Genomic DNA, 14525 nt, shown 5'->3' on the forward strand with positions numbered 1-14525 from the left:
GGAATGACCTCGTCCATGAATCACCTGCGTAACGTCACGGGCCGTGCGGCGCGCGGCGCGGCTGTCGCCGCCGCCCTGCTGGCGGCGGGACAGCCCCTGACTGGCCAGGCCCAGGAGCTCCGCGGCCCGATGGGCGGCCGCACCGAGGCGGCCCCCGCCCAGCCGGCGCCGGCGCAGCCCGCCGGCCCGCGGGCGATGTCGGAATCCGTGGCCGCCATCGTCAACGACGAGATCATCTCCACCTACGACCTCGGCCAGCGCATGCGGCTGCTGATCGCCACCTCCGGCGTGCAGCCCACCGAGCAGACCCTGCCGCAGTTCCAGCGCGAGGCGCTGATCTCGCTGGTGGACGAGCGCCTGCAGCTCCAGGAACTCCGCCGCCAGGAGAAGGAGCAGAAGATCGACCTCGTGGCCTCCGACGACGAGGTCAACGAGGAGCTCGCCCAGATGGCGCAGCAGAACAACATGCGCGCCGAGCAGTTCGTCGCCGCCCTGCGCGCCCAGGGCATCGGCTCGGAGACCCTGCACCAGCAGATCCGCGCCCAGATCAGCTGGCAGCGCTGGATCCGCGGCCGCTACGGCTCGCGCCTGCGCATCGGCGAGGACCAGATCAGCGCCACCCTGCAGCGCCTGCAGGCGGCGGCCAGCAAGCCGCAGTACCAGGTCTCGGAAGTGTTCATCGACGCCAACCGCGTGGGCGGCATGCAGACCGCCGTGCAGGGCGCGACCCAGCTCGTCCAGCAGATGCAGCAGGGCGCCCCCTTCCCCGCCGTGGCGCGGCAGTTCTCGGCTTCGGCGACGGCCGCGGCCGGCGGCGACGCGGGCTGGATCAGCCCGGGCGAGATGCCGCCGGAGGTGGACGCGGTGCTCGAGCAGCTGCGCCCCGGCCAGCTCTCCCAGCCGATCCCGGTGCGCGACGGCGTCTACATCGTCTACCTGCGCGACAAGCGCTCCGGCGGCGCCGCCACCCTGGTGAACCTGAAGCAGGCGGCCGTGCCGCTGGCGGCCGGGGCCACGGCGGGCGACGAAGCCGCGGCCAAGGTGAAGCTGGAGGCCATCCGGGCCGCCGCCACCGGCTGCGGCGACCTGGAGGCGGTCGCGGGCCGCACCCAGGGCGTGGTGGCCGGCGACCTCGGCGAAGCCGAGCTGGCCGACCTGGCGCCCCAGTTCCGCCAGGCCGCCGAAGGCCTGAACGTGGGCCAGATCTCCGAGCCGATCCGCACCTCGGCCGGCATGCACGTGCTCGCCGTCTGCGGCAAGCGCGGCGCGGGCGAGGAGGCCATCGACCGCGACCAGATCGAGAACCGGCTCTACGGCCAGCAGCTCTCGATGATCGCGCGGCGCTACATGCGCGACCTGCGCAACTCCGCCACCATCGAGACCAGGTGAGGACCGGCCCGCTCGCCCTGACCCTCGGCGATCCGGCCGGCGTCGGCCCCGAGATCGTCGTCAAGGCCTGGAGCGAGCTGCGCGCCACCGGCCCCGCCTTCATGGCGGTGGGCGACTTCCAGTCGCTGGCCTCCGCGCCCGGCGCCGTCGCCGGGAACCTGCGGCGCGTCACCACGCCCGAGGAGGCCCAGCGGACCTTCGCGGACGCCCTGCCCGTGCTCGACCTGCCGCTCAGGGCGCCGGTGGTGGCGGGACAGCCCTCCGCCGCCGCCGCGCCGGCGATCATCCAGTGGATCGAGACCGCCGTGGGCCTGGCCCTGCGCGGCGACGTCTCCGGGATCGTCACCGCGCCGATCGCCAAGGCTCCGCTCTACGAGGCGGGGTTCAGGTTCCCCGGCCATACCGAGTTCCTGGGCGAGCTCACCCAGTCGGCCAGCTACGACGGCGCGCGCGGCCCGATCATGATGCTGACGGCCGCCGACCTGCGGGTGACGCTGGTGACCGTCCACGAGCCCATCGCCCGCGTCGCGGGGCTGCTGAGCGTCGAGACGATCGTCAACGCCGGCCTGGTCACCGCCCAGGCGCTGCGGCGGGACTTCGGCATCCGGGCGCCCCGGCTGGCGGTGGCGGGGCTGAACCCGCACGCGGGGGAGAGCGGCGGCATCGGGCGCGAGGAGGTGGAGGTGATCGAGCCGGCGATCCGCGCGCTGCGCGACCTGGGCATCGACGCCGCCGGCCCCTACCCCGCCGACACCATGTTCCCCGACGCGATGCGGGCGCTCTATGACGCGGCGCTCTGCATGTACCACGACCAGGCGCTGATCCCGGTGAAGATGCTGGACTTCTGGGGCGGGGTGAACGTGACGCTCGGCCTGCCGATCGTGCGGACGTCGCCCGACCACGGCACCGCCTTCGACATCGCCGGCCGCGGCGTGGCCCGGCCCGACAGCCTGATCGCGGCCATCCGCCTGGCCGACGAGATCGGCCGCCGATGGGCCGCCTGATGGAGCTCGCCGACCTGCCGCCGCTGCGCGAGGCGCTGGCCGAGCACGGCCTGATGGCCCGCAAGTCGTTCGGGCAGCACTTCCTGCTGGACCTCAACATCACCCGCAAGATCGCCCGCCTGGCGCAGGTGGGCGACGGCGACACGGTGATCGAGGTGGGCCCCGGCCCCGGGGGCCTGACCCGCGCCCTGCTGGAGACCGGCGCGACCGTGGTCGCCGTGGAGAAGGACGAGCGCTTCCGGCCGCTGCTGGAGGACGTGGCGGCCGCGTCCGGGCGCCTGACGCTGGTGCTCGCCGACGCGCTGACCGTCGACGAGGCGGAGCTCGCGCAGGGCGGCCCCGCCCACGTGGTCTCCAACCTGCCCTACAACGTGGGCACTCCGTTGCTCATCAAGTGGCTGACCGGGCCGTGGAGCCCGGCGTCCCTGACCCTGATGTTCCAGAAGGAGGTCGCCGACCGGATCGCCGCGGCGCCCGGGGCCTCGGCCTATGGGCGGCTGGCGGTGATCGCCCAGGCGACCAGCCACGCCCAGCTGGTCATGGACGTGCCCGCGCGCGCCTTCACACCGCCGCCCAAGGTGGATTCCGCCGTGGTGCGCCTGACCCCCAGGGCCGACCGGCCGTCGCCGCAGCGCCTCGACGCCCTGCAGAAGATCACCGCAGCGGCCTTCGGCCAGCGCCGCAAAATGCTGCGGGCGAGCCTGAAGGCGCTGGGCGGCGAGGCGCTGATCGCGGCCGCGGGCCTCGATCCGCAGGCGCGGGCCGAGACCATCGACGTGGCCGGGTTCCTGCGCCTGGCGGACGCCTGGCTGGCCCGGCGGGCGGCCTAGTCCTCCTCGTCGGGCTTGCGTTCGCGGCCCGGCGGGTCCCAGGCCGGCGGGTCGCTGGCGGGGAAGGACTCCACGCCGGCCTCCTCCACGATGTCGCGGGGCTCGTCGTCGTCGCGCGGTTCGCTCATCGCCTGGCCTCCTGGCCCGCCAACCTACGGCGTTGCCGAAGGGCGCTCCAGACGCTCCTATGGCCGCTCACCGGATTCTGAGGAGCCTGGATGCTGACCCTGCTGGGCGTGGCCGTCGTCGTCCTGGGCTTCGCCGCCCGCTTCAATCCGCTCCTGGTCGTCGTGGCCGCGGCCTTCGTCACCGGCCTGGCCGCCGGGCTCGGCCCCGTGGAGGTGCTGGCGGCGTTCGGCAAGGCGTTCAACGAGAACCGCTACGTCAGCGCCGCCCTGCTGGTCCTGCCGGTGGTGGGGGTCGTCGAGCGGGCCGGCCTGCAGGAGCGGGCCCGCACCCTGATCGCCCGGTTCCGTGGGGTCTCCGTGGGGCCCTTCCTGATCGGCTACCTGGCGTTCCGGCAGATCACCTCGGCGCTTGGCCTGACCTCCATCGCCGGCCAGGCCCAGAGCATCCGGCCGATGGTCGCGCCGATGGCCGAAGGCGCGGTGGAGTCCCGCACGGGCGAGATCACCGACGACACCCGCCAGGCGGTGCGCGCCCAGGCGGCGGCCACGGACAACATCGGCCTGTTCTTCGGCGAGGACATCTTCATCGCCATCGGCTCGATCCTGCTGATGGTGGGCTTCCTGGCGGCCAGCGGCATCACGCTCGATCCCATCCAGCTCTCCGTCTGGGCGATCCCGACGGCCATCGTCGCCTTCCTGATCCACGGGGCCCGGCTGATCCTCTTCGACCGGCGCCTGCGCCGGGAGGCGGGCCGATGATCAAGCTGGGCGCCGTCTACCTGCTGGCGGGCCTGGTGTTCGGCGCCTTCGCGGTGCTGAGCGCCACCGACCGCAACAATCCCAAGCGCTTCGGCAACGCCGGGTTCTGGGGCCTGGTCTCGCTGAGCTTCCTGGCCGGGGATTACCTGGGCGACGTGGGGAACGGGCTCCTGGTCGTCGGGCTGGCCCTGATCGCCGGCTTCGGCCTGCTGGGCCGCGGCCAGCCCGCGACCACCTCGCCCGAGGAGCGCCGCGTGCTGGCCGAGCGTTACGGCGAGAAGCTGTTCGTGCCGGCGCTGACGGTGCCGGTGGTGGTGATCTTCGGGGTCCTGGTGCTGAAGCCGCTGACGGTGGGCGGGGAGCCGCTGCTCGATCCCAAGCAGGCGACGCTGATCTCCCTGGCGCTGGCCGCCGTGGTCGCCACCGTCGTGGGCCTGGTTCTGCTGCGCCAGCCGCCGATCAGCCCGCTCCAGGAGGGCCGGCGGCTGATGGACACCGTGGGCTGGGCCGCCCTGCTGCCGCAGGCGCTGGCGGCGCTGGGCGCGGTCTTCGCCCTGGCCGGCGTGGGCCAGGTTATCGGCGACCTGGTCACCGCCTGGATCCCCATGGACACCCGGCTGGCGGCGGTCGCCGTCTACTGCCTGGGGATGGCGGGGTTCACGGTGATCATGGGCAACGCCTTCGCCGCATTCCCGGTGCTGACCGCCGGGGTCGGCCTGCCGATCCTGATCCAGCGGTTTGGCGGCGACCCGGCGGTGGTCTGCGCCATCGGCATGCTCTCGGGCTTCTGCGGGACGCTGATGACGCCGCTGGCGGCCAACTTCAACCTGGTGCCGCCGGCGCTGCTGGAGCTGGACGACCGCTATGCGGTGATCAAGGCGCAGATCCCCACCGCCATCCCCCTGCTCATCGCCAACATAGGTCTGATGTATGCCTTCGCCTTCTGAGCGGCTGACGATCGAGCAGGCCTCGCTGTTCGCCCGGCTGGCGCTGGGCCACGTGACCCGCGAGTACCCCAACAAGCTGGACCATGTGCTGGACGGCCCGCAGGACGCGCGGGGGCCGCGCGACCTGCACCCGATCTTCTACGGCAGCTTCGACTGGCACTCCTGCGTCCACGGCTACTGGACCCTGGCGACGGTGCTGCGGCGGTTTCCGGCGATCCCCGAGGCCGCGGCGATCCGCGCGCTGTTCGACGAGGCCTTCACCGACGGCAAGGTGGCCCACGAGTGCGCCTATCTCGCGCGGCCGTCGGCGCGCGGGTTCGAGCGGCCGTACGGTTGGGGCTGGCTGTTGAAGCTGCAGGCCGAGCTGCTGGCCCACGAGGCGCCCTGGGCCCAGGTGATGACGCCGCTCGCCCACGCCTTCGCCGACCGGTTCCGGGACTTCCTGCCGCGTGCGCCCTACCCGATCCGCACCGGCGTCCACTCCTCCACCGCGTTCGCCCTGGCGCTGGCCAGCGACTATGCGAAGGCCGCGGGCGACCGGGCGCTCCTCGAGCTCTTCGCGGAGAAGGCGCGGGAATGGCACCTGGCCGACAGCGACGCCGCGGCCTGGGAGCCCTCGCTGGACGACTTCCTGTCGCCGACGCTGATGACCGCGGCGTGCCTGCGCCGGCTCCTGCCCGCCGACGAGTTCGCGGCCTGGTTCGCCGACTACCTGCCGCATCTGGCCCACCGCAAGCCCGCCAGCCTGTTCACGCCGGCCGTGGTCAGCGACCGCACCGACGGCAAGATCGTCCACCTGGACGGGCTCAACCTGTCGCGGGCCTGGTGCTGGCGCGAGCTCGCCGCCGCCCTGCCGCCGGGCGATGCCCGCCACGCCGCGGAGGCGGCCTCGGGCGTCCACCTGGCCGCCAGCCTGCCGCACGTGGCCGGCGACTACATGGGCGAGCACTGGCTCGCCTCCTTCGCCCTGCTGGCGCTGACCGCCGGGGAAGCCGGCTAGGGCGCAGCTCCGAGCAGGGATCGGACCGTGGCCGCACGCGTTTGGGGCCCGGGACGCCAGAAGGAGCACAGACCATGCGCACGCATGCCCTCGCCATGGCGGCCGCCGTCGCCTCCCTGACCGCCACCGCCGCGCCGGCCCCGGCCGCCGCCCAGGGGATGGGGCTCGGCTCGCTGTTCAAGTGCGACAACGGCAGCGGCAAGACCGGCGCGATCGTCGGCGGCCTGGCCGGCGCCCTGGCCGGCAGCCAGGTGAGCAAGAACGAGCGCACGCTCGGCGCCATCGTGGGCGCGGGCCTCGGCGCCTGGGCCGGCAACCAGGTGGCCTGCAGGATGAACGCCTCGGGCCGGGACCGCGCGGAGACCGCCTTCGAGCGGGCCCTGAACACCGGCCGCACCCAGACCTGGTCCGATCCCCGCACCGGCGCGTCCGGCCGGGTGGAGGTGGTCTCCGGCGGCTTCGACAGCCGCCAGGCGGCCTATGCCGGCGAATACTCCCGGCCGGCGTCGGCCAGCGACCTGCGCTACGCCCGCGGCGTCCAACGGGTCCGCTCCGGCCTGCGCCCCTCCGCGCCGGTCTACGAATCGCCGGGCCGGGTGAACGTCCGGGCCGCGCCGGGCGTGAACGCCCCGGTGGTCGACCGCCTGCGGGCGGGCCAGCAGGTCCGCGTGGCCGGCATGACCGGCGACGGCTGGCTGGCCGTGGAGGCGGACGGCTCGGTGCAAGGTTATGCCTCGGCCTCGGCGCTGCGCGCCGTGCCGGCGGTGACCTACGTCCGCAACATGGACAGCCCCTACGAGTGCCGGATCGTGCAGCAGACCATCAGCCAGCGCGGCTACCGCGCCGAGACGCAGCGCTTCAACGCCTGCCGCGACGCGGGCGGCGAGTGGCGCCTGGAGCCGATCTAGCGATCGGGCGGGCCGGCCAGGAGCTCGCGCGCCTGGCCGGTGAGCGCCCAGCGGCTGGCGCAGGCCGCGCCGCCGGGCGGTTGCCCCTCCCAGCCCATGAAACTCAGCCAGCCGCGCTCGCCGAGCGCGAAGCAGCGCCGGTCGCGGTCGAACCCGACCTCCACGCGCGCGCCGTCCTCGTAAAGCACATTCACCAACTGGCCCGCCGGCAGCGCCTGCATCAATAGGGCCCGGCTCACCGGCGAGAGGCTGTCGACGTCCATGGTCGTACTCCCCGAGATGCGGGGAGAAGGAGGCGCCGAGTCCGGCGCAGGTGCAAAGCCCCCGGTGCGCCGTTCTGTGGATGACCCGGCCTCTGGATGGGGACGAGACGGCCAAGCCTGTGCATGGCGGCCGGAGCGCCCGACGCCCGCCACAGGCGTCGAGAGGGGTCACAACGCGGCCAAAACGCAGGCCAGTCAGCCTACGGTCTCATGCGCGGACAGGCGGGATGCGATTGGAGGCGCCTATGAAATTGTGCGGCCAGATCTCGGTCGAACTGACGGTCGGCGACTATGTCGAGGCGGCCGAACACCAGCGGCGGCTGCAGGACATCCTCAGACAGGTGCGCGACGCCTATCCGGAGGCCACCCTGGCGGTGCGCGAACGCCGGCAACGCAAGCCGGTCCTGCCCCGCCTCCCGGCGCGCGCTCGGGCGGACTGACGGTCGACCGAGGCCGTAACATCGCCTGCCGATGTTACAGTGTCCGGCAGAACACCAAGGGCGAACCCAAGCTGATGGGCTCCTGGAGATCTGCCCGCGACACGCAAAACCGGAGACGAATACGCATTCCGTCGCACCGGCATGGCGGATGAACCCGAGTTAATTGTGAAACCGCCGATTCCTGTGGTTCGTCTGACGGACTGCCGGGAGCGCGAATTCATGGCCTATCCTCTCGATCGTCTGGACATCCAGATCCTCGCGGCCCTTCAGGAAAACAACCAGGCCACGGCCCAGGCGCTCGCCGAGCGCGTGCCGCTCTCCCCCTCAGCCATCCTGCGCCGCATCCGGCAGTACCGGGAGGAAGGGGTGATCGCCGCCGACGTGTCGATCCTCGCCCCCTCGACGGTGGGGGAGCGGATCTCGGTCCTGATCATGGTCCAGCTCGAACGGCATTCGCCGGCCGACGTGGCCGGGTTCCGCGCCCACCTGTGCCGCTCGCCACATGTGCAGGTCTGCGTCGAGATCTCCGGCGTCTACGACATCTCCTGCATCGCCATCTTCCGGGGCATGGACGAGTTCAACGCCTTCACCGACGCCGAGATCGCCGAACACCCCGCCGTGCGCCGCTACGAGGCCAGTTTCATCAAGAAGCGGGTGAAGTTCACCACCGCCGTGCCGCTCTGAAAGCCAGGCCGGCCCATCAGAGCCCTCCCCAGATATTATACTTCGCAACGACTATAATTCAGTCAAAGACGATTGAAGTACTGTTTGTGTCCATAACGAGACAGTTTCTTTGTAACTTCAGAACTCTCAGCTTCGTCGTTTGACCTTCCTCCAGGCTCCCCAGTAACTCCACCGTAACCGCGCTCCTCAGGAGCTCGGGACCTTGATCTTTGTGGGGAGCAGGCCGGCGCCTTCCGGGCGCGGCTGCTGGAGGATGTAGACCTTGAAAACCAAATCCATGCGGGAGCGCCTGCTGGCGTCTTCCATGATCTGCAGCGCGGCCCTGCTCGGCCTCGCCGCCACGCCGTCCTTCGCCCAGGACGCAGAGGGCGAAGTCTCCGAGATCGTCGTCACCGGCACCCGGATCCCCTCCCCCAACCTGGAGAGCGTGAGCCCGGTGACCGCGATCGGCGCCGCCGACATCAAGGCTCAGGGCATCACCCGGGTCGAGGACATGGTCAACAGCCTGCCCCAGGCCTTCGCGGCCCAGGGCGCGGCCCTCTCCAACGGCTCGACCGGCACCGCCACGGTCAACCTGCGCGGCCTGGGCGCCACGCGGACCATGGTGCTGATCGACGGCCGCCGGCTGATGCCCGGCACCCCGAACACCCTGGGCCCGGCCTATGCCGCCGACCTCAACTTCATCCCGTCGGGCCTGGTGGAGCGGGTCGACGTGCTGACGGGCGGCGCCTCGGCCGTGTACGGCGCCGACGCCGTGGCCGGCGTCGTGAACTTCATCATGCAGCGGGACTTCGAGGGCGTGCGCGTGGACGCCCAGTACGGCCTCTACCAGCACAAGAACGACAGCCCGATCGCCGACGTGGTCCGCGCCTCGGCCGCGGCCTCCGCCACCCCCGAGTTCTTCGGCCTGCCCGACGAGAACGTCCGGGACGGCGAGACCTCGGAAGTCACCCTGATCCTGGGCGTGAACGCACCGGACGGCCGCGGCAACATCACCGCCTACGCCGGCTATCGCCACGTGGAGCCCATCCTCCAGATCAACCGCGACTTCAGCGCCTGCACGCTCAACTCCGGCGACAGCTTCGCGGCCGCGGGCTGCGGCGGCTCGGGCACCGCCTTCCCCGCGCGGTTCGGCCCGCTCGACGGCGGCCTGATCGTGGACCTGGACGGCCCCGGCAACACCTTCCGGCCCTCCACCGGGGCGGACGTCTACAACTTCGGCCCGCTGAACTACTTCCAGCGCCCCGACGACCGCTACGTCATGGGCGCCTTCGCCCGCTACCAGCTGGCCGACTGGGCCGAGGCCTATGCGGACATGATGTTCATGGACGACCGGTCGACCTACCAGATCGCGCCGGGCGGCATCTTCGCGGGCACCTTCAGCGTGAACTGCGCCAACCCGCTGCTGTCCGAGCAGCAGCGCGCCCTGCTGCCGGCCGTCGGCGGCGGAACCTGCGCGCAGAACCCGGCCGGGACCTTCACCGGCACCGTGGCCCGCCGCAACGTGGAAGGCGGCGGCCGCCAGGGCACGACCGAGCACGTGCAGTACCGCTACATCGTGGGCCTGCGCGGCCAGCTCGGCGAGAACTGGAACTACGACGCGTTCCTGCAGTACGGGCGCGTCGCCTACAACCAGGTGCAGACGGGCTTCTTCCGCACCACCGCGATCCAGAACGCGCTGAACGTGGTCATCAACCCCGCGACCGGCCAGCCGGTCTGCGCCTCGGTGCTCAGCGGCGCGGACACCGCCTGCGTGCCCTACAACATCTTCCAGGTCGGCGGCGTGACCCCGGCGGCGCTGAACTACCTGGAGACCCCGTCCTTCCAGACCGGCAACCTGCATGAGCGGGTGGCCAACATCTCCCTGGGCGGCAACCTGACGGAGTACGGCCTGAAGAGCCCGTGGGCGGCCGACGGGGTGGGCGTCTCGTTCGGCGCGGAATACCGCCGCGAGCAGCTCGACTTCTCCGCCGACTTCGTGGCCTCCGCCGGCCTGCTGAACGGCTCCGGCGGCGCCAACCCGCCGGTGGACGGCAGCTACGACGTCTACGAACTGTTCGGCGAGGCGCGGGTCCCGCTGCTGCAGGACATGCCGTTCGCCCGCTCGCTCACCGCCGAGGCGGCCTACCGCTTCTCCGACTACTCGTCGAGCGGCATCACGCACACCTACAAGCTCGCCGGCGACTGGGAGCCGATCGAGGACCTGCGGCTGCGGGCCAGCTACCAGCGCGCCGTGCGCACGCCCAACGTGCTGGAGCTGTTCAGCCCGCAGAACGTGGTGCTGAACGGCACCACCGACCCCTGCGCCGGCCTCGCGCCGGGCGCCGCCCTGGTGGCCCGCTGCGCCCAGGCCTTCGGCCTGACCACGGCCCAGGTGCTGGCGATCGAGCAGAACCCGGCGAACCAGTACAACGGCCGCGTCGGGGGCAATCCGAACCTGGACCCGGAAACCTCGGACACCTACTCCGTGGGCTTCGTCTACCAGCCGTCGTTCCTGCCGGGCATGAACCTCTCGGTCGACTGGTTCGACATCAAGGTGAAGGACTACATCCAGCAGGGCATCAACCAGGACCTGGTCCTGACCCGCTGCCTGGACTCGCTGGATCCCTTCTTCTGCGGCCTCGTGAACCGCGACGCCCAAGGCTCGCTGTTCCTCTCGCCGCAAGGCTACGTGGAGGCCTCCTGGCTGAACTCCGGGGCCCTGCGCACCTCCGGGGTGGACATCAACGCCGGCTACCGGACGGACCTCGACCGGTTCGGCCTCAACGACATGGGCGGGATCGCGGTCAGCTTCGTCGGCACCTGGCTCGACGAGCTGTCGACCCAGCCCCTCCCCGGCGACCCGTACTACGACTGCGCGGGCCTCTACGGGGCGATCTGCTCGTCGGCCAACGCGCCCAACCCGAAGTGGCGGCACAAGGCGCGCCTCACCTGGAACACCCCGCTCAGCGTGGGCGACTGGGTGAACAGCCTGGGCCTGTCGGTCCAGTGGCGCCACTTCGACAGCATCTCGCTGGACGCCTTCGATGACGACCCGCAGCTGAGCAATCCGGACGTGGCCTACGAGAGCGACCGGGTGCTGGGCTCGCGCGACTACTTCGACCTGACGGCGACCTGGACGATGAAGGAGAGCGTCAACTTCCGGCTCGGCGTGAACAACGTCTTCGACAAGAACCCGCCGCTGACCGGCTCGTCCAACTGCCCGACCGGTCCGTGCAACGGCAACACCTGGCCGCAGATCTACGACGCCTTCGGCCGCTACATCTTCCTGGGCATGACCGCCGACTTCTAGCCGGCGTTCCTGAGAGCGCGAACGGGGGGCGGCGGAGCGATCCGCCGCCCCTTCCGCTTGCGCGCCTAGCTGACCGCCGCGGCGTCCAGGCGCCGGCGGATGAAGTCGGCGGCCAGCAGGATCGACTGCCGGGCCTTGGCCGTGTGCATCCGCTCCCAGACGTGGGTCTCCTCGGTCCAGAGCCGGACCGTGAGGTCGCCGCCCTCGTCGCGGACCTTCTCGGCGAGACGCACCGCGTCGTCGTAGAGGATGTCCCCCTTGCTCGCGTGGATCAGCATGGGCGGGAAGCCGGCGAACGAGCCGAACAGCGGCGAGGCGATCGGGTCCGTGGCCGAGCGCCCGTCGAGGTAGAACCGCGCCACGAGGGCGAGGCTCTCCATGGTGTAGGGCGTGGTCCCCATCAGGGAGGCGGCGGTGACCGACCAGCTCTGCAGCGACAGGTCGACCCAGGGCGACAGCAGGACGATCCCGGCGGGCAGCGGCGCGCCCTGGGCGCGCGCCTGCTGAAGGGCGGCCAGCAGCACGGCGGTCCCCGCGGACTCGGCCAGCGCCACCACCGGCTCGCCCGGCCAGGTCTCGTGGAACCAGATCCAGGCGGCCACGATGTCGTCGACCGCCGCCGGACAGGGATGCTCCGGGGCCAGCCGGTAGCTCGGCGCGAAGACGCGCGCCTCGGCGGTGGCCGCGAAGCGGGCCACCAGCTGGGTGATCCGCGGCGAGCGCTCGGCGACGAAGGACCCGCCGTGGACGTAGAAGACGAAGCCGCGGCCCTGCTTCTTGCGCGGCGCGAACCACTCCGAAGGCGACGGCGGCGCCGCCAGGCCCGGCCCCGGCCCGCCCTGGCGGACGGCCTCGGCCTCGACCATCGGCAGGATGGGCGCGTCGAACCGCTCGTGCAGGCGGCGCTGGCGATCGACATAGGCCAGCAAGGCCTCGGGGCCCTCGGCGTGGGCCCGGACGGCCGCCCGCATGGAGCCGGTCACCAGCCGCTGCATCGTCCGGTTGGCCAGCCGCCGGGCCAGGGTCTTCAGGCCCAGACCGCCGGCCTGGTCCATATGGCGGACCTCGAGACGGCCCGCCACCGGCTGGCCAAGCGTACGCGCAACACTCATTGTTCACTCGACTCCGACTAAGGCGTGACCATGAGCGACGACGACACGTTCGACCAGCGTCTCCTCAAGACCGCGCAGACTTACGCACGCACCTATCCGAGCGTGCTCACCCGGCTGCGCGCGGCCTACGAGGCCGGCCACCCGCTGGTCCGCCAGGTGGCGAAGGCTATGGACGTGGCCCTCGACCGCTCCGAGGCGGAGCGCGAGCGGCGCCTGAGGCACGAGCACGGCCTGAGCCCGCAGGAGACGCGGATCGTGCTTCACCTGGTGGACGGCGGCACCGTGCAGACCTGCGCGGCGACGCTGCAGGTCGCCGAGAGCACGGTGCGCAGCCACCTGAAGTCGATCTTCCTCAAGACCGGGGTGAAGCGCCAGGCTCACCTCACCACCCTGCTCAGCGGCCAGGCGCCGCCGGACGGACGCCCGCCCTCGCCCTAGAGCGCCCTTGCCGCCGATCCGCGTTCGGGTATCGTCCGTATCCGGTACAGTTCGCGTTGTTTCCGGGGGCGGGTTGCCTAGGGCTTGGGGTGTGGACCGCGTGGGGACGCGGTCCGCTGCGCCGCGTGCGGCGGCATGATCGTCAATGACGAGCACTGGCTCGCCGTGGCCGACCTGTTCAGCGCCGCGGCGCTGGGCGGCGACTGGCCGACGGCGCTCAGCGCCTTCGCGGACGCCTGCGGCGCGGAGCGTGGCGAGCTGATCGGCATCGGCGCGGACAAGGCCGTGCCCTTCAACTGGATGACCCGGACCGACCCGGCGGCGCTCGACGAGTTCCTGGCCATCGGCGGCGGCGACCCGCGCCGCAACCTGCGCGTCCGCGTGGGGAGCAAGGCGCCGATCCTGGCGAGCTGGCACGACGTCGCCTGCTCCACCGAGGACGAGCTGCGGCGCAACTTCCTCTACGCCGACTACTGCCGCCGGCACGAGGTGCCGTACGGCAGCCAGACCAACCTGATGCGGGACGACGGCATGCTGATCGGCCTGGCCACCCTGCGCAGCGAACGGCGCGGGGCGCCGCAGGCGGAGGACCGGAGGGCGTTCGAGGCCCTCGCGCCGCAGGCCCGGGCGGCCGTGCGGACGCAGCTGGCGCTGGAAGGTCGTGGCGCGGACATCGTTCGCGGCGCCCTCGACGGACTGGACGTCGCGGCCTTCGTCTGCGACGGCGCGGGGCTGGTGCGCACCCACACCCGGGCGGCGGAGGCCGTCCTCCAGCGGGGCGTGCTGCGGCTGCGGGGCCGGCGCCTGGGGGCCACGGGCGTCGAGGAGGCGCGCGGCCTGGAGGCCGCCATCGCCGCGGCGGTGGGCGGGCGCCTCGCTCCGGGACAGGAGCCGGTCCGCACGGTCCTGGTCCGCCCGGCGGACGGGCCCGCGGCCTTCGAGGTGGTGGACGTGATCGCCCTGCCCCCGCGGCCCCACGCCTTCGGGTTCGAGCCCCGCGCGATCGTGGCCGTGCGCGGGCGCCAGCGCGAGGGGCGCGAGTTGGCCGGCCTGCTCGGCCTCGCCTTCGGCCTGACCCCTGCCGAGGCCGACGTCGCCGTTCGCCTTGCCGAAGGTCATTCCCGCGAAGCCATCGCCGAGGAGCGCCGCGCGTCGCTGGAAACGGTGCGCAGCCAGATCAAGACGGTGTTCGCCAAGCTCGACGTCCGGCGGGAGACCGAGCTCAGCGTCCGGCTCAACCGTATGCGCTGACCCCGATGTCGCATCCCCCATTTGGGGGAAGCGCCGGTCCACGAGAGCCCTCTAGGGTCCCCACAACCATCACGGGAACC

The 14525-nt window shown here is 72.1% G+C and carries 15 protein-coding genes; 12 read left to right on the forward strand and 3 right to left on the reverse strand.

Features of this window, described 5'->3' with window-relative positions; all coding sequences use genetic code 11:
* Nucleotides 1-15 precede the first annotated feature (15 nt).
* From VM685_RS02250 to rsmA, 3 genes are read left to right on the forward strand one after another with little or no spacing between them, the layout of a single operon-like run.
* Nucleotides 16-1389 carry a peptidylprolyl isomerase gene (locus VM685_RS02250; protein WP_325458482.1) on the forward strand — a complete coding sequence of 458 codons (1374 nt, stop codon included), beginning with the start codon at nt 16-18 and terminating at the stop codon, nt 1387-1389.
* Nucleotides 1386-2393, forward strand: a complete 1008-nt coding sequence (gene pdxA, locus VM685_RS02255; protein WP_325458483.1) for a 4-hydroxythreonine-4-phosphate dehydrogenase PdxA — start codon at nt 1386-1388, stop codon at nt 2391-2393. Before VM685_RS02250 ends, pdxA begins: the two co-directional genes overlap by 4 nt.
* Entirely contained in the window at nt 2393-3223 is an 831-nt protein-coding gene (rsmA, locus tag VM685_RS02260; RefSeq protein ID WP_325458590.1) for a 16S rRNA (adenine(1518)-N(6)/adenine(1519)-N(6))-dimethyltransferase RsmA, read from the forward strand. The genes pdxA and rsmA overlap by 1 nt, the downstream gene beginning before the upstream one ends.
* Here rsmA and VM685_RS02265 read toward each other — a convergent pair.
* A complete protein-coding gene (locus tag VM685_RS02265) occupies nt 3220-3351 on the reverse strand; it encodes a hypothetical protein (protein WP_325458484.1) in 132 nt (43 codons plus the stop codon). The two genes, rsmA and VM685_RS02265, sit on opposite strands and share 4 nt — an antisense overlap.
* Before the next feature lie 90 nt (nt 3352-3441).
* On the opposite strand from VM685_RS02265, the gene VM685_RS02270 reads away from it, so the two are divergent.
* The 4 genes from VM685_RS02270 to VM685_RS02285 all read left to right on the forward strand — a co-directional run bounded on the left by VM685_RS02270 (nt 3442) and on the right by VM685_RS02285 (nt 6965).
* On the forward strand, nt 3442-4110 hold the full coding sequence (locus VM685_RS02270) for a DUF969 domain-containing protein (protein WP_325458485.1): 669 nt from the start codon (nt 3442-3444) through the stop codon (nt 4108-4110).
* Nucleotides 4107-5057, forward strand: coding sequence for a DUF979 domain-containing protein (locus VM685_RS02275; RefSeq protein WP_325458486.1), 951 nt, complete (start codon nt 4107-4109; stop codon nt 5055-5057). The genes VM685_RS02270 and VM685_RS02275 overlap by 4 nt, the downstream gene beginning before the upstream one ends.
* A complete protein-coding gene (locus VM685_RS02280; RefSeq protein WP_325458487.1) occupies nt 5041-6057 on the forward strand; it encodes a DUF2891 domain-containing protein in 1017 nt (338 codons plus the stop codon). Before VM685_RS02275 ends, VM685_RS02280 begins: the two co-directional genes overlap by 17 nt.
* A gap of 74 nt (nt 6058-6131) precedes the next feature.
* The gene (locus VM685_RS02285) at nt 6132-6965 is read left to right on the forward strand and encodes an SH3 domain-containing protein (RefSeq protein WP_325458488.1); all 834 of its coding nucleotides are present in this window, start codon (nt 6132-6134) and stop codon (nt 6963-6965) included.
* Here the strand turns inward: VM685_RS02285 and VM685_RS02290 are convergent.
* Complete coding sequence (locus VM685_RS02290; protein ID WP_325458489.1) at nt 6962-7228, reverse strand: hypothetical protein; 267 nt, start codon at nt 7226-7228, stop codon at nt 6962-6964. The genes VM685_RS02285 and VM685_RS02290 overlap by 4 nt on opposite strands.
* Before the next feature lie 245 nt (nt 7229-7473).
* On the opposite strand from VM685_RS02290, the gene VM685_RS02295 reads away from it, so the two are divergent.
* From VM685_RS02295 to VM685_RS02305, 3 genes are all read left to right on the forward strand, one after another.
* On the forward strand, nt 7474-7668 hold the full coding sequence (locus VM685_RS02295; protein WP_325458490.1) for a hypothetical protein: 195 nt from the start codon (nt 7474-7476) through the stop codon (nt 7666-7668).
* A 219-nt stretch (nt 7669-7887) separates the two neighbouring features.
* Complete coding sequence (locus tag VM685_RS02300) at nt 7888-8352, forward strand: Lrp/AsnC family transcriptional regulator (RefSeq protein WP_325458491.1); 465 nt, start codon at nt 7888-7890, stop codon at nt 8350-8352.
* Between the two features lie 262 nt (nt 8353-8614).
* Complete coding sequence (locus VM685_RS02305; RefSeq protein ID WP_325458492.1) at nt 8615-11644, forward strand: TonB-dependent receptor plug domain-containing protein; 3030 nt, start codon at nt 8615-8617, stop codon at nt 11642-11644.
* 65 nt (nt 11645-11709) lie between these two features.
* Here the strand turns inward: VM685_RS02305 and VM685_RS02310 are convergent, their stop codons facing one another.
* The gene (locus VM685_RS02310; protein WP_325458493.1) at nt 11710-12756 is read right to left on the reverse strand and encodes an alpha/beta hydrolase; all 1047 of its coding nucleotides are present in this window, start codon (nt 12754-12756) and stop codon (nt 11710-11712) included.
* A gap of 30 nt (nt 12757-12786) precedes the next feature.
* On the opposite strand from VM685_RS02310, the gene VM685_RS02315 reads away from it, so the two are divergent.
* Both VM685_RS02315 and VM685_RS02320 read left to right on the forward strand, forming a co-directional pair.
* Complete coding sequence (locus VM685_RS02315; protein WP_325458494.1) at nt 12787-13194, forward strand: helix-turn-helix transcriptional regulator; 408 nt, start codon at nt 12787-12789, stop codon at nt 13192-13194.
* Between the two features lie 135 nt (nt 13195-13329).
* Nucleotides 13330-14445 carry a helix-turn-helix transcriptional regulator gene (locus VM685_RS02320; protein ID WP_325458495.1) on the forward strand — a complete coding sequence of 372 codons (1116 nt, stop codon included), beginning with the start codon at nt 13330-13332 and terminating at the stop codon, nt 14443-14445.
* The last annotated feature ends 80 nt before the right edge of the window (nt 14446-14525 follow it).

Source organism: Phenylobacterium sp., assembly GCF_035539035.1.
GTDB lineage: Bacteria > Pseudomonadota > Alphaproteobacteria > Caulobacterales > Caulobacteraceae > Phenylobacterium.